This window comes from Brevibacillus laterosporus (genome assembly GCA_007833815.1).
Classification (GTDB): Bacteria; Bacillota; Bacilli; order Brevibacillales; family Brevibacillaceae; genus Brevibacillus_B; species Brevibacillus_B laterosporus_D.
This window is the reverse complement of record CP033464.1, coordinates 818,136-844,455: the sequence shown is the minus strand read 5'-3', so window position 1 is coordinate 844,455 and position 26,320 is coordinate 818,136. Positions and strand designations below refer to the sequence as shown.

General features: G+C 39.0%; 21 protein-coding genes and 2 pseudogenes. 17 read left to right on the top strand and 6 right to left on the bottom strand.

The window, feature by feature from the left end; translation table 11 throughout:
• Positions 1–9 precede the first annotated feature (9 nt).
• The 3 genes from EEL30_05170 to EEL30_05160 all read left to right on the top strand — a co-directional run bounded on the left by EEL30_05170 (position 10) and on the right by EEL30_05160 (position 5,334).
• Positions 10–1,275: a hypothetical protein gene (locus EEL30_05170; protein ID QDX91813.1), complete on the top strand. Its 1,266-nt coding sequence runs from the start codon at positions 10–12 to the stop codon at positions 1,273–1,275.
• Positions 1,275–3,773, top strand: coding sequence for a hypothetical protein (locus tag EEL30_05165; protein QDX91812.1), 2,499 nt, complete (start codon positions 1,275–1,277; stop codon positions 3,771–3,773). The genes EEL30_05170 and EEL30_05165 overlap by 1 nt, the downstream gene beginning before the upstream one ends.
• 520 nt (positions 3,774–4,293) lie before the next feature.
• Positions 4,294–5,334 carry a fatty acid desaturase gene (locus tag EEL30_05160; protein QDX91811.1) on the top strand — a complete coding sequence of 347 codons (1,041 nt, stop codon included), beginning with the start codon at positions 4,294–4,296 and terminating at the stop codon, positions 5,332–5,334.
• 99 nt (positions 5,335–5,433) lie between these two features.
• On the opposite strand, the gene EEL30_05155 is transcribed toward EEL30_05160, so the two are convergent.
• The gene (locus EEL30_05155) at positions 5,434–5,901 is read right to left on the bottom strand and encodes a zinc chelation protein SecC (GenBank protein QDX91810.1); all 468 of its coding nucleotides are present in this window, start codon (positions 5,899–5,901) and stop codon (positions 5,434–5,436) included.
• A 122-nt stretch (positions 5,902–6,023) separates the two neighbouring features.
• Between EEL30_05155 and EEL30_05150 the strand changes: the two genes are divergently transcribed.
• From EEL30_05150 to EEL30_05120, 7 genes and pseudogenes are all read left to right on the top strand, one after another.
• Positions 6,024–6,269, top strand: coding sequence for a DUF3307 domain-containing protein (locus EEL30_05150; protein ID QDX91809.1), 246 nt, complete (start codon positions 6,024–6,026; stop codon positions 6,267–6,269).
• Between the two features lie 48 nt (positions 6,270–6,317).
• Positions 6,318–8,330: a methyl-accepting chemotaxis protein gene (locus tag EEL30_05145; GenBank protein ID QDX91808.1), complete on the top strand. Its 2,013-nt coding sequence runs from the start codon at positions 6,318–6,320 to the stop codon at positions 8,328–8,330.
• Positions 8,331–8,717: 387 nt separating this feature from the next.
• Positions 8,718–9,101 (top strand): BlaI/MecI/CopY family transcriptional regulator, encoded by a 384-nt coding sequence (locus EEL30_05140; GenBank protein ID QDX91807.1) that lies wholly within the window; start codon positions 8,718–8,720, stop codon positions 9,099–9,101.
• An 89-nt stretch (positions 9,102–9,190) separates the two neighbouring features.
• Positions 9,191–10,671 (top strand): annotated as a pseudogene (locus EEL30_05135) (M56 family metallopeptidase).
• A gap of 459 nt (positions 10,672–11,130) precedes the next feature.
• The gene (locus tag EEL30_05130) at positions 11,131–11,829 is read left to right on the top strand and encodes a DNA-binding response regulator (GenBank protein QDX91806.1); all 699 of its coding nucleotides are present in this window, start codon (positions 11,131–11,133) and stop codon (positions 11,827–11,829) included.
• A gap of 38 nt (positions 11,830–11,867) precedes the next feature.
• Positions 11,868–12,008: pseudogene (locus EEL30_05125) on the top strand (vancomycin resistance histidine kinase VanS).
• An 82-nt stretch (positions 12,009–12,090) separates the two neighbouring features.
• On the top strand, positions 12,091–12,951 hold the full coding sequence (locus tag EEL30_05120; GenBank protein ID QDX91805.1) for a D-alanyl-D-alanine carboxypeptidase family protein: 861 nt from the start codon (positions 12,091–12,093) through the stop codon (positions 12,949–12,951).
• 424 nt (positions 12,952–13,375) lie between these two features.
• On the opposite strand, the gene EEL30_05115 is transcribed toward EEL30_05120, so the two are convergent.
• Positions 13,376–13,930 carry a helix-turn-helix domain-containing protein gene (locus EEL30_05115; protein QDX91804.1) on the bottom strand — a complete coding sequence of 185 codons (555 nt, stop codon included), beginning with the start codon at positions 13,928–13,930 and terminating at the stop codon, positions 13,376–13,378.
• 162 nt (positions 13,931–14,092) lie between these two features.
• Between EEL30_05115 and EEL30_05110 the strand changes: the two genes are divergently transcribed.
• Positions 14,093–15,454, top strand: coding sequence for a D-serine ammonia-lyase (locus EEL30_05110; protein ID QDX91803.1), 1,362 nt, complete (start codon positions 14,093–14,095; stop codon positions 15,452–15,454).
• Between the two features lie 352 nt (positions 15,455–15,806).
• On the opposite strand, the gene EEL30_05105 is transcribed toward EEL30_05110, so the two are convergent.
• Complete coding sequence (locus EEL30_05105) at positions 15,807–17,474, bottom strand: hypothetical protein (GenBank protein ID QDX91802.1); 1,668 nt, start codon at positions 17,472–17,474, stop codon at positions 15,807–15,809.
• A 265-nt stretch (positions 17,475–17,739) separates the two neighbouring features.
• Between EEL30_05105 and EEL30_05100 the strand changes: the two genes are divergently transcribed.
• From EEL30_05100 to EEL30_05075, 6 genes are all read left to right on the top strand, one after another.
• Positions 17,740–18,468: an amino acid ABC transporter ATP-binding protein gene (locus tag EEL30_05100; protein QDX91801.1), complete on the top strand. Its 729-nt coding sequence runs from the start codon at positions 17,740–17,742 to the stop codon at positions 18,466–18,468.
• A 42-nt stretch (positions 18,469–18,510) separates the two neighbouring features.
• Positions 18,511–19,359 carry a glutamate ABC transporter substrate-binding protein gene (locus EEL30_05095; GenBank protein QDX91800.1) on the top strand — a complete coding sequence of 283 codons (849 nt, stop codon included), beginning with the start codon at positions 18,511–18,513 and terminating at the stop codon, positions 19,357–19,359.
• Between the two features lie 93 nt (positions 19,360–19,452).
• Positions 19,453–20,106 carry an amino acid ABC transporter permease gene (locus EEL30_05090; GenBank protein QDX91799.1) on the top strand — a complete coding sequence of 218 codons (654 nt, stop codon included), beginning with the start codon at positions 19,453–19,455 and terminating at the stop codon, positions 20,104–20,106.
• Positions 20,107–20,120: 14 nt separating this feature from the next.
• Positions 20,121–20,771, top strand: a complete 651-nt coding sequence (locus tag EEL30_05085) for an amino acid ABC transporter permease (protein QDX91798.1) — start codon at positions 20,121–20,123, stop codon at positions 20,769–20,771.
• 80 nt (positions 20,772–20,851) lie between these two features.
• Entirely contained in the window at positions 20,852–22,138 is a 1,287-nt protein-coding gene (locus EEL30_05080) for a sensor histidine kinase (protein QDX91797.1), read from the top strand.
• The gene (locus EEL30_05075) at positions 22,120–23,052 is read left to right on the top strand and encodes a response regulator (GenBank protein ID QDX91796.1); all 933 of its coding nucleotides are present in this window, start codon (positions 22,120–22,122) and stop codon (positions 23,050–23,052) included. Before EEL30_05080 ends, EEL30_05075 begins: the two co-directional genes overlap by 19 nt.
• A 53-nt stretch (positions 23,053–23,105) precedes the next feature.
• On the opposite strand, the gene EEL30_05070 is transcribed toward EEL30_05075, so the two are convergent.
• From EEL30_05070 to EEL30_05060, 3 genes are read right to left on the bottom strand one after another with little or no spacing between them, the layout of a single operon-like run.
• The gene (locus EEL30_05070) at positions 23,106–24,440 is read right to left on the bottom strand and encodes an MFS transporter (GenBank protein ID QDX91795.1); all 1,335 of its coding nucleotides are present in this window, start codon (positions 24,438–24,440) and stop codon (positions 23,106–23,108) included.
• Positions 24,441–24,443: 3 nt separating this feature from the next.
• Positions 24,444–25,496: an ABC transporter substrate-binding protein gene (locus EEL30_05065; protein QDX91794.1), complete on the bottom strand. Its 1,053-nt coding sequence runs from the start codon at positions 25,494–25,496 to the stop codon at positions 24,444–24,446.
• A 19-nt stretch (positions 25,497–25,515) separates the two neighbouring features.
• Entirely contained in the window at positions 25,516–26,301 is a 786-nt protein-coding gene (locus EEL30_05060) for a DUF3919 family protein (protein ID QDX91793.1), read from the bottom strand.
• Positions 26,302–26,320: the final 19 nt, after the last annotated feature.

The following is a 26,320-nucleotide window of genomic DNA, read 5'->3' as shown; positions in this document are numbered from 1 at the left end:
GGAACCAACATGTTTACATTTTTGAAAAATATGTTTGATAAAAAACAGACAACCAAGGAACGACTTCCTTTTTACGATATTGTATGTCCTTATTGCTTTGCGAAGTATTCTCCTGAACAGGTAGTATTTAGAGCCACACATCATCGTGATGATGATGAAAATTACGCGTTGCAAGAGGATGAGATATTAAATCAGTATCGAGATAAATTCGGATTGGATTCGATTGAGGAATTGGAAGCGGTGATTGATCCAGCTACGATACCGCATGAGAACCAACTTTATGTCGATCAGGTTTTGGTAGGGCTGACAGATCGATACGGCATGGTTACCAAGCGAAGGCTTTGCCCGAAATGCCATAATGAACTCCCAATCACAGCTGGAAAGGCGCCAAGTAATATTATTTCAATCGTTGGTGCTTCCCAGGTAGGTAAGTCTGTCTATATGACATCCTTAATTCATACACTACAAAATACGACTGCCAATCATTTCAACGCGGCTTGCATGCCACTAAACGCACAGATTAGTCGAAAGTTCCGAGAAAATTACGAGGCGCCATTGTTTGAGAGAGGTCAACTGCTTGATTCTACTCAAAAGGAAAAGCGGCAGGAACCATTCATTTTTCAATTTATTTTTAAAGATAGTGAACAGGCCCCGCTTATTCTTGTGTTTTTTGACGTTGCTGGTGAGGGAATGGTGGATCGTGAATACTTGGAACTATATGCGTCCCATGTAAAAAACTCCTCAGGCATCCTATTCCTTGTTGATCCTCTACAAATCAGGACGATACGTGACAAGATTATGTTTAATGTAGGAGATGAACCAGGGGAGTTTACAGCTAGATATGACGAACCACGTGAGGTTCTCATTACTCTGTTTGAAAACTTCATTGGATATGAGGAACACAGCAAGACTAATATTCCGACAGCTGTTGTACTTACGAAAAGCGACATGCTCCACATGCTAAAAGAAGATGATAGTGAATATATCAAATCAAACAGCAATGTGTTTAGAAATTACGTCCATGAAGACCACCTCAACACGACGGAATTTGAAAACATAAATGGAGAAATACGTCGTTTCATTGAAAAAGTAGATCGGCCTTTTAAGGATGCGCTCGAAGTTTATTTTACCAATACAGCTTATTTTGCTGTATCTGCGCTGGGAAGTAACCCGGTCAACCAAAAAGTGACTGGCGTGGTGACGCCTGTTCGTGTAGATGAACCATTTGTTTGGCTATTACATCAATTAGATTATATTGATGGGAGGGAGCAATAGTGGGACGGCAGCATATTCAACAGCAATACTATACGCGAGGGCGACAAGGCATTTTCCGCTCAAACGAAGGATACGACACCGTCTCTAAATCTGCTGCTCTGGACAATTCATTTATCAAGAAGACGCTTCACCCATTTTGTGTCTACGATACTCCTAAAGAGCTACAGGAAAAAGGAGAAACACAGGTAGATAAGTATCCAGAAGCCCTTTTCTGTTTTCGCGCGGAATCTGGCGAAATGGTTATCGGAAAAAGCGTTTATGTAGGGGCAGACTTTACCGGGCAACGAAATACGTTTTTTACCCACAACTATGTGATCCCGAGCGTACAAAGAGATGAATTTTGCAAAACACCAGCAAAGGTTTTTGGCATAGATTCATTTACTAGTCATCACCAAGAAACAGATGGGAAAGAGCTTCCTGAATTAGAGGATTTGCCATATCACAATAACCTATCTGGAGATAAGAAGCAGATATTAGCTCGGTTAGGGATTGACGAGCAATCGTTTAAACAACTGTTATATGCAACGATGAGTTCTCTATCAGCAAAGAAAAAAGTATTTATTAGTTTAGATGTTGATATCAGTGACACCTCTAGAGCTGCCACTCAATTGTTAGAGATTCTATATGGTTGCTTGCCTTATGAGATGCGTAGACAATTTGGTTTTCTTACCTATACAAATGAACCAGAGAGTAAAAAGTATCTCCATGTTATTTTTGTTGAAAAGGGCAGCATAAGGTCTGGAAACGGACATATGAATAAAGATTTTCTGTTTGATTTTGCAAACAAATCCATTCTTCATGTTGATATTCAAGGTGACCACGAGTATCTTACCTTTGCGTGGAATAATTTAAATGAGACTAGTGTACTCACGTCGTTTTACGAGTTTGCAGACGAAATACTTTCGGGTGACGATCGTGCCAAGGGCTTGAGCACTACCACGTATTACGAATTATGCACTCTGTTTATGATAGAAACAGGTAAGATGAACTTTTATGAACGTAATAAAACGGCGATTTGGCAGGTACTCTTAGATTATTTACGTAATGATCACTTGAGTAATAAAAAGAGACTGTATGGGTTGTTTGGGCTTGTATTTGGCGCTGAGAAGGCTGCTGTTGCGTCTAAGGAGCTCCCGACCGTCGAGCTTATTACATTGATCAGCGAGGCTTACAGCGTTGTGGTGAATCAAGGCTCACGTAAAGAGATCATTATGTACCTGATGGATATTTTGCTCAAGGGAAAACATTCTCAACAAAAAGATTACGTTGCAAATGTATACAAGCAGCTTTCAAGTAATCATAATTTGTTTACGTTTATGATGAGTACTATTTTTAGCTACGAAAAGGTCGTGAAGCCTCTATTCGAGGAATATGTGGCTGAACGCTTAGCTGTTTGCTACAAGCTAGATGATGTAGGGCAGGAAATTAATTTCTGGGCTGTACATGCTTCTCAAGCTTTGCAAAACCACTTTTTCATAACCGGTACAGAGCAAAAACTACTGAGCTTATTTAGAGAAGAAAAACAAAAAGTAGAAGCAGCACTGTCAATTCATCAAATTTTGGGTAAGTGGCGTGTAGGTCACAACTACACAAATAGGATTTTAGAAGAGATAGACAAATGCTTACTAAAACATATTTCTTTGGACACGCTGTCCAAGGAGGATGTTAGGAAGATTGTCTCTTTGTTTGAACATAAACCGCAAAGCTTTTTCTCAGAGCTAGATTCACAGAGCGAATATAAGCTAGAGCTGCTCATGAACATCTTCTCTCTAGCAAAAGAACCAGGGACTCCTTTGCCCGAAGAGTTTTATCGGAATTGGAACGAGGATGACATCAAAATCCAGCAGAAACTGATTCGAAAGATGTTGGGCAGTCCATTAGACGAAGGTAGTTTCCCAAAGGTAGCGCTTGTTTTTTATCGTGGTGATTTCCAGAATTCACAAACGGCCTTTGATTTTGATGGCATGCTTACTTATGTGCAGCAACAGGGGGGAGACGAGACTACCTATCTGTTTATTCAGTGGTTATTGAAACAAAGGATGTTCTTGGTGGGCAGAAAACTTGTTCCTTCCTATCGTCTAGTATTGAAACAGTATCTTTTACATGATAATGCTAAAAGGGTACGGGATAAAGAGTGGCGAAAACGTTGGTACGCAATTCGCAACCCTGAGTTTAGAGAAATTTTACATGAGGTAGAAAATGAGTCGTCTAATGCTTTGACGAGGTTCTTTCGTCAGAACAAAGGCTTGGCTGTGGTCGGTTTGCTAGCAATGCTTACCGTAGGAACAGTCGGAGGTGTAATGCTTTATTCCAAAAGTCAGGTTCCTATTCCAGCGACGCTTCCTGCCACAGAAACGATGCCTGTTACTGGTGAGGAGCAGGATACCACACCGATATTTGTGGAAAAAGGACAAGCTGATTCGGTTGAAAATACACCTATTTACATGCTACTACAGCCAAATGTTAAGCCGATTAAACCGTCTGTTCCAGCGAAATAGACATTTAGCACAAAAGACATTGGTCGTAGTTTAAGATAAAGCTCCATAGACCTACATGCTAAAAAGGAGACTGGTCATTTGGACTGGGCTCCTTTTTTTTAATGGGAAGCTCAAATCCTTTTCCAGAGGCGATGAAAAAACACTCATCAAGTTTGTTCGTCACGCATAGGTTTTAGGTACTTTTTGGTAATGAATTGGGTTAATTTGGTACCGAAATTATAGTACAGAATAGTTTTCTGAAAAATAGTGGATTTCAACAAAAAATTACTAGACAGTTGAGAACAATTTTCGAATATAATGAATAAGTACAGATAAAAGGCAGGTAAGCAGAAAAGACACAATTCGTATTAGTTACGGGTTGGACGTAACGTTATATGTCGCTTGCAAAGAGGGGTTGAAAAATTATCGAAACCTTTCAAATGTTAAAGTGTACTATAGATGGGCATGAATCATCCCTCCCCTTTGATTCGGAATCCATGCGTTACTGTAAGATTAAAGATTCTGAGAGAGGAAGATTACTATTAGCAAGAATCAAGAGGAACAAGTCAACTGGAGAAATCAAATTGCCCCGTATGAAAAATCCCACATCAAGTATAGTGTACGACAGCTTATTAATACGTTGATACCATTTTGCATGCTTTGGTACGGCGCTTATCTATGTCTATCCGTTTCCTACTGGTTGAGCCTAGTATTGATTGTCCCTGCCGGTGGGTTTTTAATTCGGATATTTATTATTTTTCATGATTGCTGCCACTACTCTTTCTTTAAAAACAGAAAAGCAAATGAGGTTGTTGGTTTAATCACGGGGATTTTAACGTGTTGCCCCTATGAGCAATGGAAGAAATCCCATTCTATTCATCACGCAACAAGCAGTAATTTGAATAAACGAGGCACGGGGGATGTATGGACACTTACGGTAGATGAGTATGTAGCATTGTCTCCTAGTAAGCGATTGTTCTATCGATTGTATCGAAATCCATTCATCATGTTTGGTCTTGGCCCTATCTACGTGTTTCTGATTGATTATCGATTTAACCGCAAAGGCGTAGGGAAAAAGGAACGTATTAATACGTATATCACCAATCTGGGCATCATTGCCTTATCAGGTGTGCTTTGCTGGGCCCTCGGTTGGCAGGCGTTTCTGTTGATTCAAGGACCGATCTTCCTTATTTCAGGTGCGGCTGGTATTTGGTTGTTTTATGTACAGCATCAGTTTGAGGATACGTATTTCGAACAAGAAGAGAATTGGGATTATGTAAAAGCGGCCTTACAGGGAAGTTCCTTTTATAAGCTGCCAAAAGTCCTGCATTGGATTACAGGCAATATTGGTTTTCATCATATTCACCATTTGAGTCCGCGTGTGCCTAACTATCACTTGGCTTCAGCTCATAGTCATAATGCTTTTTTACAGGAAGTGAATAGCATTACATTGTTATCAAGTCTGCGGTCGCTACGATTCCGTCTTTGGAATGAGGAAAGTAAGAAGTTTGTGGGTTTCAAAGATGTTCATCAAAGGATAATGAAGAATAGCGTCAGAGAATTAAAGAAGAAAACTAGTTAATCTGTAAGGGTATAATCAATCAAAAATCATTACATGAAAACCTAGCACAAAGTAAAGGTACAGGAAAAGTACCTGCTTTTGTGCTAGGTTTTGTTGAATTTATGGACGTTCTTGATCTAAAAACCAATCGTTATCAAGAATTTCCTGTACTCGCTTGGAAATCGTTCCCGCAGAAACATTATATTTAGTTGCTAATGTTGCCTGTGTGATAGGGAGTTCCATGATCATCGCAATCGAGTATTCAATCGAAGCTTCCATTATCCCAGCTTTTCTAATTACTGGTTGAGTAGCGTTAGAATACTTATTCCATAGGTTGACTGCTGCAGCAACAGTCTCAGCCTCGTATTCTGTATGCATACTCTTCACAATATTGTGAGCTGTAGATATATAATCATCGCTTTCCCATTTCAATTCTAGGTCAATGTATTTATGCAGTAATTGATTGGTTTCCTTTGACGTTGAATGTAGAAAATCGCGTTGCTCATCTTTATGTAGACAACATTTCTTATATTTTTTACCGCTTCCACATGGACAGAGTGAGTTTCTTCCAATATCCAAAATAACCACTTCCCTTATATTTCCTAATTGTTAATAGTATGAGTATAACATATAAAAAACCATTCCTCGGTTGAATACGAAGAATGGTTTGCTTTTTTCTAAAGCTGTAACGTCCATAAAAAGGCTGGGGGATGAGGGGTTTTATATCCCGTTCCCATGGTTTCAAAAATAATAGCTGTACCACCTGGACGAAGAACTCGCTTGATCTCACTCATTACTTGATAGATATTATTCAGGTTTTCTGCTCAAGAAGAGAAGGGGTCTTTATGCTAGATCAGACAAAGATTTTGTTTGTGTTAATATTTATAAAATTTAAAATAAAAACTGTAACAGTTTGTCTATGGATTTTGTTACTCATTTGTACGATTAAAGTATAGTAGGAGAAATTCGACAACAAGGATATCAGAGAAAGTGGAGGGATTACTTTGAATTTTAGGTTTCAGTTTAAATCGATTAAAGCGCAACTGCTTTTCATTATTGGGGGGTTGCTCATTACCACATGTATTGGTCTTACGTTGCTAGCTTATTTTACAGCTCAAAAACAAATAGAACATACAGCTGAATTGATGCTTTCTCCTCTCGCTCAACAAACCGCCAATTACTATGAGGATAAGCTAATAAATGAGGTTACGTTCATCGAGGGGGTAGCATCTCGGAAAGAGATTGAAAACTATCAAGCAAACCCAGCAGAAGCCCAAGCTAGTGTTGACAAGCTTATAAAAAAACGGGGAGGAAGTACATGGGGAATTGCTGATCTCTCAGGAAATATTGTCTTGGGGCCTCAATCTAATACTAATATCTCACAGCGAGAATATTTTAATAAAGCGCGTGTTGGTCATTCCAATACGTCAGATGTGATTGTTTCCATGGACGATAATTCATTAATCATTATTTTCGCGACCCCTATTTACTTGGGAGAGAAAATAAATAGCGTGTTGTACATGGAGTATAAAGTTAATAAATTATTGGAATTAATTTCTGATCTTACTTTTAGCCAAACGGGACGAGCCTACGTTCTTAATAATCAAGGAACAGTAGTAGCCCATGAAAATATGGATTTAGTCTTTGCCCAAGATAATGTACAAAAATCAGTCGAAACCAATCCAGCCTTACAAGGATTAGCTGAGTTGGAAGAAAAGATGATCAGTGGGGTCAATGGTACGGGGTCGTATGAATATAACGGTGTGAATAAATATGTAGGTTATGCCCCTATTCCACTTACTGGAGGCGGACTTGGGATTTATATTGAACAGGATGACTTATTGAATGGAACCGTTCTAATGCGAAACTATTTACTGGCGATTTCTTCTGTCTTCCTATTACTTGGAGGCATTGCTGTTTACTACTATTCTTACTCTCTTTCGCGTTCTATTCAAAGCTTTAAAAATATCTTTTCGTTCATGGCTAAAGGAGAGTTATATACAGCCGTTGATCCGAATCTATTAAATCGTCGTGATGAAATTGGGGATATGTCACACATGTTACAAGACATGAAACATTCCTTTAGCAATTTAATTAGCGTTATTCAAAAGCAATCCAATGAAATTGATCGTTCTTCCCATAATTTACGTAACATATCTCAAGAGATGAGTACCGCTACTGAAACCGTTTCTACTTCTATTCAAGAGGTAGCCTCTGGAGTTTCTTCTCAGACTGAAGAACTAATCGAAATTAGTGAAATTCTTACTTCGTATGGTGAAAGTTTGGATGACATGGTATTATCCATCGAGGATGTCGATCATAACGGGAAAAACATTCATGCAAGAGCAAGCGACAGTAACCAAAATATGAATCAGCTCATTACATCGGTGGATCAAGTAAATCAAGTGTTCCAAGAGTTCATTGGTAGAATCGTTGCAGCAAACGAAAATTTAAATGGTGTTCATCATATCACGTCCGCTATTAATGAGATTGCAGAACAAACCAATTTATTGGCTTTGAATGCTGCCATAGAAGCTGCACGTGCCGGTGAGTCAGGAAGAGGTTTCGCGGTGGTGGCAGATGAGGTACGCAAATTAGCAGAACAATCTCGTCAATCTGCCCAAATGATCGCAGATATGATTACCTCTGTCTCTTCTGATTCCGATCAGATGCTAGAAAATGCAAAATCTATGAGTCAAGCTATGTCTGGACAAAAAACGGAAATGGATTTAGCGATGAGCTCCTTCCGGGAAATTATTCAGGAAATTGAAACTATCAATCCAAAGCTGGAGCAAATTAGTCTCTCCGCCCAGCAAATGCAAAAGCAAAAAGAAGATATTTTAGAAAAGGTGGAAACAAGCTCCAGCATCTCAGAGGAAGTAGCTGCTTCCTCGGAAGAAATCGCTGCAACTTCTGAGCAAGCATCTGCATCAGCTCAGGAGGTCCACGCAACGGCAAGTTTACTTGCTACCATGACAAAGCAAATGCAGGAAGAAGTAGAGCGTTTTAAAGTGTAAGGATTGACCCATTATCGTTAAAAATGGCGCTTCTCTTCGTAATTACCTTATCTAATGTTTCCTTACACAATGACTGCTTCTCTCTTGAAGAGGCACCGCCAGCAAAACGCGGATTTACAACAGTAAGGAATCCCCTTTCCTACATTTTTTTAAACCCCTGCTGGTAAAGGCGGGGGTTTTTTATATCATCTTAGCTAAACTTATTTGGCAATCTGATGGATCGGTTAGAGATCCATCACCGCAATGCAACCAAATCATTTTGCGTTTATCGGGACTCAATTTTTATCATCATTTTTTCTTAACGAGTTTGGTTGACACCTGTAGATTACGGGTATAGTATAAACAAAATGATTACATTTGTAATTATAAAAAAGAGGGTGAGAGTGTATGACAGAACGTCCGAAAATTTCTGATTCAGAATGGGAAGTAATGAAAATCCTGTGGTCAAAAAAATCACCTCAAACAGCTAACGATATTATCAAAGCTCTTGAGGGACACAAGGATTGGATGCCAAAAACAATACGAACGCTAATCAATCGATTGGTTCAGAAAAACGCGATATCCTATCACCAAGATAAAGGCAGGGGCTATTTCTACTATCCCGTGGTTTCTCAGGATGACTATTTGCAAGTAGAAACCAAGTCTTTCCTTCAACGCCTTTATGGCGGGGCATTACAACCATTGCTTGTGAACTTCTTGAAAGACGAGAAATTGTCCAAAGAGGAGATCAGTGAACTAAAAAACATCCTTGATAATAAGAAAGAATCCTAGCTAAGGACGGAACGAAGAAAGGAAAGATAAGCGTGGAATTCGTCAATATCTATCTTTTACCCTTCTTTAGTTGGGTGTTACAGACTTCTATGATGGCTAGCGTGATGGTAGGTCTCATCTTATTGATTAAGGCTGTGCTTGGAAACAGACTGTCCCCAAGATGGCATTATCTGTTATGGATGCTGGTTATTCTGCGGTTGCTCCTCTTATGGGCACCTGAGAGTTCGTTCAGCATCTATAACATGCTACCCTATAGTCACGAAACATCACCAACGTTCCACATAATATCTTCGCTTCCCTCAGAGGAGTCAGTTGTCCCTAGCTCATCTATGCACCATGAAGGAAAAAAAGTGGAATCAGCTAGCCTTTCCCTCTATACGCTGGGGTTATTTATTTGGATAGTGGGTGTCTTTTGCTTTGGTATGGTAGCCATTGTTGTAAATAGACGAGTATATTTGCATATCAAAAAACAATCCATCATTACCGATCCACGAGTGATTCAGCTCTTTGAACGCTGTAAAAAGAAGATGTCAGTCAAACGCTCCATTCCTTTAGTCGTATCAAATGGAATTTCAAGCCCTACGGTTTTTGGATTTATGCGCCCCCGCATTCTCCTGTCTGATACGCTCTTACAAACGCTTGGAGATAAGCAGCTACAGTTTATTTTCTATCATGAATTAGCTCACATTAAACGAAATGATGTGGGGATCAATTTGCTGATGAATGCTTTGCTCCTCTTGCATTGGTTCAATCCACTTCTGTGGTATGCGTATTACCGCATGCGAGAGGATCAGGAAATTGCATGCGATGCACGTGCGCTCACATACATTGATTCCGAACAAAAAATCGAGTACGGTCATACGATCATCCGTTTACTGGAGCATTATTCAAGAAATCAGCATCTTCCTAGTTTGGCAAATTTAGTAGGGAGTAAAAACCAACTAAAAAGAAGAATTCTCATGATTAAAAACTTCCACAAAGGATCGTATCGTTTGTCAACCCTAGGATTGGTTGCTGCCATTGTTATATCTGGCGCTTCATTAGTAAATGCCAAAGCCCCTTTTCAAAAAATCGAGAAATTGTATGCAGGAACTTACAAAAAAATCACATCTTCCGAGGCCCTTGCGGACAAGGATGTGAAAGCAGCACTCGATAGAGTGCTCAGTTTCCAGAAACAAAATCCTATGAGATTAGTGCTTATGAAGATGTGGTATCAGGCGAGCATCCGCATGATAAGTATGTGATTAGACTTGAAAAAGGTTCAGAGGAATTTTTTCACTTTGCAGTAGATTCGAAAACAGGGGAAGTTAGCTATACCATACAATCATTGACGGCTTCTGAAGTTCTTTCATACGAGAATGCAAAATCCGGGGTAGATAAAATCCATGCCTTGCATCCAGAAACAAAATCCTATGAGATTACAAGTGCCAATGTTATAGACAACTTTGTAAGCAATTTTAGCAGATATAACATTACGTTTAGTGAAAAAGATTCCAAAGACTCTATCACTTTTGGAATAGATGCGAAAACGGGAGAGATTATTCCCGATAAAAAAGAAGATAACCTGTAAAAAACTCTCCATTTAAAATGAAGTGCACCCCTTGGAAATCCGATTCAAGGGGTGCATTTTTGTTTAACAGCAACAAGCGCCCGAAATTAGGAAATCGGACGCTTGTCTACATAGTACAACTCCTGATTTCATTGGATGGGCCGTCTTAAATAGAAGAGGGTTAAAAAGGGAGAGCCCATAATAACTCTTTTTTTAAATCCTCTTATTTGAATGTTTATTTACGTAAAACCTACTATCCGATCTCGTGATAATCCATTAATGTATCTCAAAAAATGGGGGTTAAGAGTAAAAGACAAGTTGCAACTAGAGACAGAATAATGGTTGTTGAATCGTTGCCGTACCTCTTTATTGTACAAACAGAGCAGACTAGTTTAAAATCGAGCGTGTGAAAATATATAATGAAAAAAATTTTTTAGAGTGCCAGTCGAATGGCAATGAAATGATATAGGGGTGTAAAAAATGAAGCAAATTTCGATTTTGGTAGCTGACGATGAGGCAGAAATTGCTGATTTAATTGCGATACATTTAGAAAAAGAAGGCTACCATGTCGTTAAAGTAGCTGATGGGCAAGAAGCTATTCGTGTTATTCAATCTCAACCAATTGATTTGGTGATTTTAGATATTATGATGCCTAAAATGGACGGTTATGAAGTAACGCGTCAAATTCGTGGGCAATATCATATGCCTATCATTTTCCTGAGTGCGAAAACATCTGATTTCGATAAGGTGACAGGACTTGTAATAGGTGCAGATGATTATATGACCAAGCCTTTCACTCCGATTGAATTAGTTGCTCGTGTAAATGCTCAGTTACGACGATTTTTACTGTTAAATCAACCGAAATCGGATGAAAATAAATTCGTTTTGGAAATTGGTGGAGTAGTCATTTATCCTGAGCAACGGACAGTTAGTCTTTACGATGAACATATTGAGTTAACGCCAAAAGAGTTTGATATTTTATATTTATTAGCGAGTCATCCGAAGAAAGTATATAGTGTGGAAAATATCTTTCAACAAGTGTGGGCCGAAGAGTATTACGAAGGCGGAAATACAGTTATGGTACATATTCGTACCTTACGGAAAAAACTTGGAGAAGATAAGAGGAAGAATAAATTGATCAAAACCGTTTGGGGGGTTGGTTATACATTCAATGGCTAAAATGGTTCGTTATGAGGATCCTTTAGCTCAATTTCGGTCAGCAAGATAGTACAGATCTTGGTTTATTTATTACGAAAAATATTGTAGAGCAACATAACGGAACGATTTCTGCCGAAAGTAATTTAATACGAACAATATTTGAAGTAAGATTACCAGCGATGGTGCTGAATCGAATTTAATAAAAATTTTAAGTTTACCCCACTTTTTATTTAAATAGTTTTCTCTATCCTATACGTAAGTAAGGTTAAGGAGGAACTAGAAATGAAAAAGTGGGTATTTTTTTCGCTTTTTATATTGTGCACAGTATGTGTTGGTATTAATATAGCACCATTATTTCAAAATGGTGTAGATGTTAAAATTGTGAAAAAGGATGATAAGGTAGCTTCTACACGTACAGAAAAAAAAGAGATTACAAAAGAGCAAATTTATAAAGGCGATTTATTATTAGTCAATAAAGATTATCCCATTCAACCAGATAGTATAAAATCCGATATTATAAATGTATTCCAAAATAAGGAATTAGTAAGAGGTTATGTAGTGCTTGATAGAAACCTTCGCTTATCAATAGATATTGTAAAAAAATTTTTGAAGGTCGTAGATGCGGCGGAAAAAGAAGGTGTTCATCATTTTTTAATTAGCAGTGGTTATCGAGATTTTGAAGAGCAAAGGGAGCTATATCAAAAAATGGGCTCTGATTATGCATTGCCAGCAGGATATAGCGAACATAATTTAGGTTTATCACTCGATGTAGGGTCTACTCAAATGAAAATGGAGAAAGCTCCTGAGGGAAAATGGATTGAAGAAGAGGTATGGAAGTATGGTTTTGTTTTACGCTATCCGAAGAACAAAGCGAACATTACAGGAATTCAATATGAACCGTGGCATATACGCTATGTCGGTTTACCTCATAGTGCCATTATGCAGAAAAATAAATTTACTTTAGAAGAATACTTAGATTTCTTGAAAGAGAAAAAGGAGATTTTAACTAATGTTGAGGGGAAAAAATATACGGTTTCTTATTATAAAATTTCAAAGAGTACGACAGTTAATGTCCCAGTGAATCAGCATCATGAAATCTCAGGGAACAATGTGGACGGAGTGATTGTGACGGTTCATGAATAGTAGCCTACTTTATAAATGAAGCCTGTCACTATGCCAACCAAGGATAGCAATAAAGCCGATTACACACCTTAGCGTGGTGAAAATCGGCTTTATTGCTATCCAGATCCCCTTACCGTTGTAAATCCGCGTTTTGCTGGCGGTACCCCTCTTTAAATAAACAACCCCCCCTACTAAATTTGTATTTAATATGCGAATTAAGTAGGGGGGGTTTATTTATATCCCATTAATAGGGTTCATTTTACTTGGCTGCTTATGAAATTGTATTTAACTCACAAGATTCTTAGCTTGTATTCAACAGGTATACTACCTTAAATAATTAGTCTTTCTATATATAACAGATTCAGGATTCTTTATCTGTATATTCAATATATGAAGCAACAACTAGTTTGCATTTGATTACAATTAACTACAAAAAAATTAGAAATTAAAAAGAAGGAGGAGTTACTCCAAATATAACAATGACGTTTTCAGAAGATACATTTTCCCATTTATGTTTGCCATACGATGGGATTTTTACACTATCTCCTTTATTAAGGGTCAACATTTCGTTGTTTAAATAAAGATTAACAACTCCTTCTATAACGAACGCTACTTCTTCACCTTTATGTTCTATCGGCTCTTTGGAAGATGCGGTTTGAGGTAATAAATTCATAAGGGCCAACTCTAGAGCACCATTTAAACTAGGGGATAATAATTCATACGATACATCCCCACTTTCTGGGAAAGAGATTTTCTTTCTTTGATTAGCTCTTACAACCAATTCTTCAGTATTTGTATCTTCTAAGAAAAAATTAAACAAAGGAATGTTTAATGCTACAGAAATTAGTTTAAGAGTCTGGAGAGATGGATTCGCTATGCCTTTTTCAATTTGGCTTAGCATTGAAGGTGTTATATCAGCTAATTTTGCTAATTCTTTACTAGTTAATCCTTTTCTCTTCCTGAATTCAGTGATTTTTCGAGCAACGCTTATTTCGTTCATATACGTATTCTCCTTAGAATTTCTTTGTTAAATGTAATTAAACTAAATTAAATTAAATTTGATTTTGATTAATTTCATGTTAATCTATACTTAATTATAATAAATATACCTTAATTTTAAAACAGTTATATTTATTATATGAACAATAAGGAGGCTTTATAAATGAGCGACATTTCAACAAAAACTAAAGTAAGTTTGAAAGAAAAATACCCATTAATAAAAAAACTAATTTCAACCGAGGAAATATTTTGGATTAATCCAAATAAGAAAGATTTTGAAGTAGGAATTAAAAACACCGTTTTAACTAAAGATGATGTTAAAGATGCTGAAGATAGATTAAAGAGATTTGCTCCATATATTGCAAAAGTTTTCCCCGAAACAAAAGGGATGAACGGTATTATTGAATCTCCATTAGTGAGAATTCCTTCTATGCAACAACATTTAGAACAGGAGTATGAACAGGAAATCTTAGGTCAATTATTACTAAAGTGTGATAGTCATCTTCCTATATCAGGGTCTATTAAAGCAAGGGGAGGAGTTTATGAAGTTCTTAAACACGCTGAAGATTTGGCGCTTGAACATAACTTATTAACTGTACAAGATGATTATTCAATTCTTGAGAGTAATAAGTTTCGTAATTTCTTTTCAAACTATTCTATTGCAATGGGTTCAACAGGAAATCTAGGATTAAGCACTGGTATCATGAGTGCAAAATTAGGATTTAATGTAACAGTTCATATGTCAGCAGATGCAAAACAATGGAAAAAAGATTTACTCCGAAGTAAAGGTGTTACAGTTATTGAATACACAGCTGATTATAGTAAGGCTGTAGAAGAAGGTAGAAAGCAAGCAGCTGAGAATCCTATGTGTTATTTTATTGACGATGAAAATTCAAGACACTTATTTTTAGGATATGCAGTAGCAGCCTCCCGTTTACAAAAACAATTAGATAACCTTCAAATAAAAGTGGACGAAAATCACCCTTTATTTGTTTATCTGCCATGTGGGGTAGGCGGAGGTCCAGGAGGAGTAGCATTTGGTTTGAAATTATTATACCAAGATAATGCGCACGTTTTTTTCGCAGAACCTACCCATTCTCCGTGTATGCTACTAGGTTTAATGACTGGACTGCATGATGGTATATCTGTACAAGATTTCGGCATTGATAATGTAACAGATGCAGATGGACTGGCAGTTGGAAGAGCATCTGGGTTCGTGGGGAAAATCATAGAACCTTTTTTAAGTGGATCTTATACAGTTAGCGATAATCAACTTTATAAGTTATTAAAGGGATTAGCTGATACAGAAGGAATTTATCTTGAACCATCTGCGCTAGCTGGTATATTAGGACCTAGTCAATTATGTAAAGCAAGAATTCAATATCTACAGAAGAATAATTTGATACAAAAAATGAGTAAGGGTACACATATTGTCTGGGGAACAGGTGGTAGTATGGTTCCTAAAGAGGTAATGAAATTGTACTATCAAAAAGGAGTTCAACTGACACAAGAAAAACAAATGTAATAAAACCTATGAGGTGGGATTACCCTCTGTATTATAAGTATTTTAAATGCTATATAGAAGTAGCTGTAGATAAGGTCCGATTGAAAGAAAGACCTGTAGAAGGTATTTAATAAACTAGAAATTTAATAGAAAGAAGTGGATTTGAGTCAATATCTTGGACACAACAAAGAACGCACCACCATTTACCTTTTAGTATGCTTAGCTTGATGGCGATGTGGCGGTACCCCTTGAAAGGAGCAGTTTTTTCATATTTCCGTCTAACACTCTAAACATACTACCCTAACAGCAAAACCTCCTTGTGCCCTTTGTAGCGGACAAGGAGGTTTTTGCTGTTTGTTCCTACTTTAATTTCTTATTTACCATAATAACCTCTTAGCGCATCGGCGATTCCAAGCGGATTCTTCCGAAGGTCTTTGGCGCTAAAGAATACGTCCCCCTTTACCTGAGGGAACTGAGTATTGTACTGCAATTGATTGATAATCTCCTGAGCCGACTGCCAACCTACTTCTTTTGTTCCCAGCTTGTAAGGGGAATGCCCAACATATAGTTTTACATTCGTTCCATTCACTTCATTTGCCCACCAGGTAACCAGCTTGTCGTACTGGGCAGCAGAGAAAGAGAAACTCCAGTAGATTTGTGGCATGACATAATCAACCCAGCCTTGTTTAATCCATGTACGTACGTCTGCATTCATGCTGTCATAAGCGGTTACACCAGCTTTTGTATCCGATCCTGTACTGTCCATGGATTTATTGCGCCATACGCCAAATGGGCTTATTCCATACTGTACCTGTGGTTTAGAGCTATGTATGGATTCACCTAATTGACGAACAAATTGATTAATATTGTCGCGACGCCACTCTGCTTTTGTAGCAAAAGAGTTATAGTTGTAAGCCTTGAAAGTAGCATCATCAGGGAATACTCCGTCGGACGGATAGAAGTAATCATCCAAGTGAACACCATCGATTTGGTAGCGGTTCACCACTTCCATAATCTCCGTAATGATTTGCTGACGTGCTTCCGGTATACCTGGATTAATGTAAAGCTTGTTGTTCGCGTTAATCGTCCATTCTGGATGGACCTTTGCTACGTGATTAGCAGCTAACTGATCAGTTTTGGCATCAGTGTTAGCTCTAAAAGGGTTAAACCAAGCATGAAACTCCATACCACGTTTGTGTGTCTCTTCAATCATAAAAGCAAGTGGATCATAGCCCGGATCTTTTCCCTGTTTTCCAGTCAGGTATTTAGACCATGGGACTAAGGCGGATGGATAAATGGCATCCGCAGCAGGACGAACCTGTACAAATACAGCGTTTAATCCCATTCCTTGTATGGAATCTAGTAATTGTATGTATTCCTGTTGCTGTTTGACCATATTGCCATAAGAGGTGCTGGATGGCCAATCCAAATTATAAACGGTGGATACCCAGACGCCACGTAAGGAACGGTCAGTATCATTCGAGGTTCCAGGAAAAGTCGTGTTGCCAGGGTATGTATTCCCAGGGTTCGTATTTTCTGGACTGAAGTCATTGCCCGGACCTACAATATCTGGTGGTACCTGATTAGGACTAGTTTGGTTTCCTGATTGTAGCGTAATAGTTTGTGTGGGTTGATCCCAAAATACTTGGAGACCTAGTTGCTGACTAACAAAACGCAAAGGAACGATAACACGGCCTTCTTTGTTTTCTACTGAAGAATCTAAGTTAACCTTGGTGCCGTTAACCGTCGCATAATTTTGTTTGACGGTCATGCTTATCTTGGTTTGCGGGTTACGAATGGTCGCTGTTTGGTTGGACTGATCCCAATTTGCTTCGGCACCTAGGCTTTCACTGATGACACGAAGCGGTACCATGGTGACATTTACTTTTGGAATGATATACGGCGACACATCACTATTTATTCTTTGTCCATCCAGGTAGATGCTGATTCCCTGGGAAGCCTGAGCTTGCACCGACTGGCCCATCATTGGGACGCATAGTATGAACAAAAGAAGCAGGGCGAATAATTGGCGAAGCTTCATTCTCACAATCCTCCAGAATCAATAGATTTTTTTTAAAAAATGCTCTATTAGCTTTAGACGTTCTAGTAGGAAACTTTGTTACGTCTGATTGTCAAAACATGTTGAAAAATATAATGTAGGAATCGAATAAAAGAGTGAGCGTTATCTTTCCTTTTGTTTAAAAATTCAAACAAAAAGAAAATTCTTTGTATTTTCTTGTAGAATCGGGTAGGTTCTACCTTACGATACGAAATATAAAACATATATCATATAAGGGGGATTCTGGTTGATTAGTTTTCATCAAGTGAACAAACATTACGGAAATTTCCATGTTCTAAAAGACATTAACCTGCACATCAACCAGGGAGAGGTTGTCGTGGTGATCGGGCCTTCTGGGTCTGGTAAAAGCACATTAGTTCGTTGTATGAATCGCCTTGAAACGATTTCAAATGGTGAACTGATTGTAGACAACATAAAGGTAAACGACAAAAAGACGGACATTAATCAGCTCCGTCGAGATATCGGCATGGTGTTTCAGCATTTTAATTTGTATCCACACAAGACTGTATTGCAAAACATCACATTAGCTCCCATTAAAGTGTTGGGTATCTCTGAAAAAGAAGCAAAAGAGACAGCCATGTCCTATTTAGAGAAAGTAGGAATACCGGATAAAGCGGATAAACTACCGTCCCAATTATCTGGAGGTCAGCAACAACGGGTCGCCATCGCCAGAGGGTTAGCGATGAAACCCAAAATTATGCTGTTCGATGAGCCTACATCTGCACTTGACCCGGAAACGATTGGGGAAGTTCTTGATGTTATGAAGAAGCTCGCCAAAGAAGGAATGACGATGGTTGTTGTAACCCATGAAATGGGCTTTGCGCGTGAAGTAGCTGACCGAATTGTCTTTATGGATCAAGGCCAGATATTAGAGGAGGCACATCCTGATCAGTTCTTTGCCAATCCGTGTGAAGAGCGAGCTCAGCTATTCTTGAGTCGTATCTTAAATCACTAATCTGTTCTATATAAAAAGAAAAACAGGAAAAGGGGTAATCAAATGAAAGCAAATAAAGCGTGGAAAAAGGTATTGGGAGTAGGCTTGGCACTAATGTTGAGTGCAACTGCATTAACAGCTTGTGGATCTAGTAAACCACAAGATGGCGCTAGTTCGGGCGGGAAAACTGCAACAACAGGAACAGTAGCTAAGATTAAAGAACGAGGCAAGTACGTGGTTGGTGTTAAGTATGACTTGAATTTATTCGGTTTAAAAGACCCGGCATCGGGGAATGTTGAAGGCTTTGATATTGATATTGCAAAAGCAATCGCTAAGAAAATCCTTGGCGATGAAAATAAAATTGAGTTGAAAGAAGTAACTTCCAAAACACGCATTCCGATGCTGAAAAATGGAGAAATTGACTCCATTATTGCAACAATGACCATTACTGATGAGCGCAAGAAAGAAGTAGATTTCTCTGACGTATATTTTATGGCTGGTCAATCCTTCCTAGTAAAAAAAGATAGCACCATTAAAGGTCTTGAAGACTTCACGAAGGGTAAAAAAGTAGTTACTGCAAAAGGCTCTACTTCAGCTAAAAATGTACGGGAAAATGCTCCAGAAGCAGAAGTTCTTGAATTCGAAAACTATGCAGAAGCCTTTACCGCATTAAAAGCAGGTCAAGGTGATGCATTAACCACAGATAACGCTTTGTTGTACGGCATGGCTAAACAAGATCCAAACTTCCGCGTAGTAGAGGAAACGTTTACGGAAGAGCCATATGGGATTGCTTTGCCAAAAGGTGATACAGAATTCGTAACATTGGTTAACGATCTCTTGAAAGAAATGAAACAAAATGGTGAGTATGACAAGATTTACGAAAAATGGATTGGTGAAAAACCACAGAACTAAGTGGGTTTGACTTGAAGACTTGAATGGGATGGGCGTTCTCCCTACCGCTCATTCCTTTATGTCATGAAGATAAAAAGGGGGATTACATCAGAGATGCTCGACTTTTCTATTCTTGTAGAACACTCAGATCTATTTATAGAAGGCTTTGGAAACACGATTAAAGCGAGTTTGTTGGCATTAGTGGGAAGCTTGCTTTTAGGAACGCTTATTGCAGTCTTCTGTATTGCACCTCTGCGCCCGTTAAATTGGTTGGGAGTAGCATATGTGGAATTTATCCGAAATATCCCACTCATTCTGGTTGTCTTTTTGTTCTTTGTGGGACTACCAGCATTGGGAATTGTGTTAAACCCCTTTCTTGCCGGTACGATGGGGCTTACAGTCTATACCGCTGCGTTCATTGCGGAGACGATACGCGCGGGGATCATGGCCGTACCCAAAGGGCAAAGTGAGGCAGCTCGTTCGTCTGGTCTTACCTACGTACAAACGATGCGTTACATTATCTTGCCGCAGGCTTTTAAAGTTGTCATTCCACCGATGGGTAACCAGTTTATTAATCTGGTGAAGAACTCCTCCATACTTGGGGTTATTGCTGGTCTAGATTTGATGTATTTCGGTGACCTGATATCGGCTGAGACTTTCGTAACATTTGATGTCTATATTTTTGTTGGTATTTTTTATCTCATGATAACTCTGCCGTTAAGCTTCCTCGTAGGATATCTGGAGCGACGCTTGGCGAGCAATAGATAAAGGGGAGGGCACATATGGATTTTATCGGGGCATACTCTCCTCAGTATCTTGTTTTTTTAGTAGAAGGGTTTGGTGTTACCCTTAAAGTAGCGTTTATCTCCATCGTGTTAAGCTTTGCCATTGCGATCATGATAGGGACTTTGCGCTATGCTCGGATTCCTGTTGTTTCGCAGGCACTTGCTACTGTGGTGGAGCTGGTTCGCAATCTGCCTCTTCTCTTAATTATCTTTTTCACGTATTTTGCCTTACCGGAAGTGGGCATAAGGCTAGATAAAGTAGCCGCAGCTATTTTGGCACTGGTGATTTTTGAGGCAGCCATGCTATCTGAGATTGTTCGTAGTGGTTTGAACTCGGTTGATAAGGGACAGATAGAAGCAGCACGTTCTTCTGGCTTAACCTATGTACAAACGCTCTGGCACGTTGTTCTTCCACAAGCTTTGCGCCGTATGGTCCCGCCTATTGTTAGCCAATTTATCTCGTTAATAAAGGATACATCGCTTGCTGTTGTCATCGCACTACCAGAATTAATGAACCATGCTCAAATTATTAACGGTAGAAACGTTAACTATGTTATACCGACATTTTTGCTGGTAGCTATCATGTATTTTGTAGTGAATTATAGCTTGTCGCGTGTCTCCAAACGTCTAGAAAATAAACATATATAAAGGAAATGGTTTTGCAGATCTCTTTTTCCTAGTAAAATAGGGGAAGGGGATTTTTCTTTTTTCCGGGAAAAGGAGGTTTTATGCGCGAACGCCTGCTGTTATTGCTGATTATTATGCTAGCAACCGCCTTTTTTGGTGAGATGAAGGTGAATCCATTTGGGGGACCGTTTCGTTTTTCTTTAGGAATTGCCGCTTTCTTTTTTGGTTTATTGTGGTTCCAGTCCGTTCCGGTATTGTTGATTGGATTTTTGACTGGGGCTTTTACCATGTGGTTCCGGGTAGGTTTGGACGTTGTAGCATATGGGGCTGTTTGGCAAGAAAGCTTGTTCACTCATGTACCTTCCGCTTTTTACTATTTTAGCTTTACTTTGCTTTTTCAATTAACGAGGGCACGCCGCTATGTAGAATCTCCTTTACTGTTAGGATTGATAGGAGCTACTGTAGACTGTGCTTCGAACCTAGTAGAGTTATTGGCACGAGAGATAAGCGGTGTAGCTCCAGCTATTACATGGGAAAGTATTATGATGCTCTTGTTCTTTGGAGCATTGCGTAGTTTCTTTGCCGTGGGTCTATATAACAGCTTTTCTATTCGCCAAGTACGTGCGGTAGGAGAAGTTCGTCAGCAGGAATTGGAAAGATTGCGGATGATTAACACAGGTTTGTATGAGGAAACCTTCTACCTACGTAAATCCATGACGCAATTGGAGGATATCACTAGAGAGAGCTATCAATTATATCGGCACCTTTTGTCGTCAGAAAATACTGAATCATCAAGGGCTCTACACATTGCAGAGCATGTACATGAAGTGAAAAAGGATTCTCAACGGATGTTGGCTGGACTGTTGAAAATTATTAACCAAAAGGAATTATCTACTCGCCTGTCCATATCCGAATTATGTGGATTGGTCATACGTGCAAATCAGAAGTATGCAGAAATGCTGGGAAAACAGATTCTGTTTACCGAGAAATGCAATATTATTCTGTCTACCAGTCAAATTTATGAATTGCTCTCTGTGTTAAATAATCTCGTAGCCAATGCAGTAGAAGCAATTCCTATTTCAGGAAAAATTGAGCTTTTGGTGGAATTTGAAAAGAGAGATATCATCTTTCATGTTATCGATAATGGATCAGGTATTTTACAGGAAGATAAGGGATGGATATTTGAATTAGGTTATACCACAAAGTATGACAGGGAAGGCAAGCCATCTACAGGCATTGGGCTTACGCATGCAAAAGGAATTATTCATAGCTTGGATGGTATGCTTACAATCATACAAGAATCAGAACCACTCACACATTTTGAAGTACGAATACCAACCGATCAAATATTAAGAAAGGAGGGGGTCATGTGCTTCGGTTTTTCCTAATTGAAGATGACGCTGTTGTGCGTAGGATGTTGGAGAGACTCATTCATGAAAGTAAGTTAGGTGAAATCATTGGACAAGCTAACGATGGTATACATGTCTCCATTGACCAGTTATACGGTGTAGATGTCGTTTTGATCGATTTATTAATGCCAGGTATGGATGGCATACAGACGATTAAAAAACTGCAAGGAGAAGGCTTCAGTGGAAGATTTATAATGGTGTCCCAAGTAGAAAACAAAGAAATGATCGGAGAAGCGTACTTACAAGGAATAGATACCTTTATTCAAAAGCCGATTAATAAGCTGGAAGTGCTCTCTGTATTAAAAAGGGTAGCTGACCATCTTTCATTGGAAGCGTCTTTGCAATCCATTCGTAAATCGCTCCAGATATTAGATATTAAGGGGCAAGATAATACGAATCATGGATACCAGGGTACAAATGCCACTGGTCCTGGATCATACGAACAGAACCATCTGGAACAAAATGCACGTCAACTTTTACTACAATTAGGTATTGCGGGTGAGGCAGGAGCACGTGATCTTTTTTCTATCATGCAATGGTTAGCCGCGGAAGAGCGCGGGGGTCATTTGCTACGGGACCTACAACTAAAAGAGCTTTACACGCAGGTGTTGCGGAGAATGCCCAGTAAGATGGAGGAGCAGGTACTCTTAAAAGAAGTACGGGCCATGGAGCAACGCATTCGCCGTATGGTTTTGCAGGCATTTACTCATTTATCCTCGTTAGGATTAACCGACTACGCCAATCCTACCTTTGAACATTTTGCACCTCGGTTATTTGATTTCAAAGAGGTGAGGTTACGAATGAAGGAATTGGAGTCAGGGGAAAAGAATACGAAATGTCGCATCAATGTAAGGAAGTTTTTATCTGTATTTTTTATGGAGGCAAAAAAATGAGGGATGTCTCAATAATAAGAGACGTCCCTCAACCTTTAATTGTTAAGCTAATGTTACGCTAGTTTTTCCTTTTGTTTCTTTTGACCCATTTGAATGATGATCAAGAAAGCACTAGCTAAAACACCACCAGCTAGCAATAGCATGAATCCGCCATCCCAACCAGAAGCATCAACTAAAATACCGATTACTGCATTAGCTACGAAGCTACCGCCTACATAACCAAACAATCCAGTCATACCTACAGCTGTACCTACAGCGAACTTCGGCACAAAATCAATAGCAGATAGTCCGATTAGGAACTGTGGCACGTAGATCAAACAACCGATAACAGATACAGCAAGACTGATTGCCAATACGTTGGAAGACTGCCAGTAAACCAATGTAGCGAGAACAACCCCTACCATACTAATGATACATAGTGGCATACGATTACCTTTAAACAAACGGTCACTCAACCAACCAACAAGTAGAGAGCTTGGAATAGCAGCCCACTCAAATGCAGCATAGGCCATATGAGACTGTGCTTGTGTAAAGCCTTTTACATCAGTTAGATATAGAGGAACCCAGTTCAATACACCGAAACGAATCAAGTAAACAAATGCGTTAGCAATACATAGGAACCAAATAAATTTGTTTTTCACAACGTATTTCATCAAAATCTCTTTAGGAGATAGATCAGTGCCAGTTGTGTCTTCTTTCACATCATCATAGTCGTTACGATACTCATCAATTGGAGGAAGACCACAAGATTGAGGTGTATCTTTACCACAGAACCATACGAAAATTGCAATTAGAATAGCTAGAGCAGCTGGGAAGAGGAATACCCCTGCTTGCCAGAATTGTGTACCGAAAATACCTAGACCCACACCAACGATTGGCGCGATGATGCCGCCACCGATGTTATGAGAGCAATTCCAAATACCCATTTTGGTTCCACGTTCTTTCTTGGAGAACCATTTTGCCATTACGATACTGCAAGGTGGAGCTCCCATACCTTGGAACATACCATTCATGAACAATAGAACGATAAATAGACCAAAGCTAGAGGAGAAACCAAAACAAATATTAGCCAATGCAGATAGCAATAAACCAAATGCAATAAAGCGTTGTGTATGGGCTTTGTCCGCCAAGTTACCCATAAAGAACTTACTTACTCCATAGGTAATGGCCATAACAGAGCTTAATAGACCGATTTCAGTTGTACTAAAACCAAATTCACTTTTCAAGTACGTTGTAGATAGCGCGAAGTTACTACGAACTAAATAATAACCAGCATAACCGATGAAAATCCCGATCAATGTACGGATACGGAAGATATTGTACACCTTAGCGATCATATGTTCAGGTAGACGTGGTGCAACTGGAGCTTGCTTTAACCATCCAAACATGAATCATTCTCCTTGAGGTTGTTTTGTATCTCGTAATTTGTTCCAAAGTTTGATGATGGTATCATGCCATTTCATAGACTCATGAATCTGGATAACATCCATATTTAACCTATCCATCTTATCTTGTTGCACGGTAGGAATTCCGTATGAGACACGCTCTAATACTTTTGCTGCCTGTTTGGATAACGAATAATCGATAAATAAATCAGCAACAAGTCCGTTTGGTGCATGCTTAATCTTAGAGAGAGCATTGACTGCCAATCCCGTATCATCAGGAACAATACTGATCAGAGGGAAGCCAGCTTCACGTAGCTTTCGCTGGTCTCCTAGAAAGTTAATTCCAATTAAATACTCGCCGGAACTAACCAACTGTGCAGGCATGTAGCCGTTTACAGTTAGAGCAGCAATATTTGCATGAAGACGTGTGACATAGTCGATTGCTTGCTTTTCACCTAATGTTTCAAACAAGGATAAAATAAACGTGTAGGCCGTGCCGGAGTAATTGGGGTTAGACATCACGATTTGGTTCCTATAAGCAGGATGCAACAAATCTTCCCATTTTGTAGGGAATGGAAGTCCTAACGGCTCAATCTCTTTGTGCCAGCGATCATTGTTAATAGCTATAGATAACTGCTCGATCTCATAACCGTACCAGTATCCATCCTCATCCTTAGTTTCCGAGGGGATAAAGGAGCCATTCTTGCTTGTAACAGGCGCTGACAACTTCTCATTTTTCATTGTGATATGAGCGTCAACCGTACCGCCGATAACTAAATCAGCTTGTGGGTTATTTTTCTCCTGTGAAACCCGACGCAGAATGTCTTCTGTAGATAGTCGCATGTATTCATACGTACAACCGGTTTCTTGGCAAAAGGATGAAAGCAAAGCATTTCCTACTTCTTCACGAGAAGCAACATAGGCAACAAGGTGATGACCTTTTAAACGAGGAATTCCATGATTATCGTAGGTTATAGGATTCGCTTCTTTGGAACAACTAACAAGCAATAATGAACATATACTTAACAGCAAGAAAAAGAATAAACGTTTCATCATCATAGATCAGCCTTTACTTTCTTTATAAGAGTTCTGCTAAACGCCCTGTCATATAAATGGAATTTCCATTATCATCACCTAAATACTGGACAATAAAGTAAGTATCATAAACGATAAAATTTAAGATATCGTTGCGATCATTCCTTTTCTGTTTGCCATTCTTATAGACGGTGATGATACCGAGCGGCTGTTGTTTCTGGAAGGTGAGTTGCTGAATTTCGGATGTATCTTTAATCTCGTACGCCTGTCTTAGTTTTTCAGTTAAGAAAACCTTTTCATGAATGCGTTTACCGGGATCGGCAACCGTTTTTTTAATAAAAACGTCTTTGGCTTCTTGTATAAAATCAGCAAAGTGATTCGATGAATAAAACAAGCGAAGCAAGTGTGTCCGAAAAGCAGATAGAATCGGTGTATCATGTTGCTGACCATACGTTAGCTCATCGAAGGTAAAAGCGTTTTCCAAATAGAAGGAATGCTCAACCCCATTTAAGTAACGAATCGTGCCAGAGAACATGGTCCTTCTCTTATCTTCTGAAACAACAAGCGGATCATTTTCTTTTTTAATGAGATCAATGTAAGAAATGATTGAGTATAGCAAAACCTCATCAGTAATGTTCACAACACCCCATTTTTCGTGGTGAATGATAGCTTCCACCGGAAGGGAATCGCTTACTTTTTTCAACACTTCATTTTTATCCTCTATCACGACTACCTTACGATATAGACTTTCTTGCAATGAGTAGCCTAGAGAAGATAAAAGAAAAAGGATTGTGATGAAAAGAAAGACTGGTCCTAATAATTTTTTCATGTTTTCTTGCTCTCCTCAT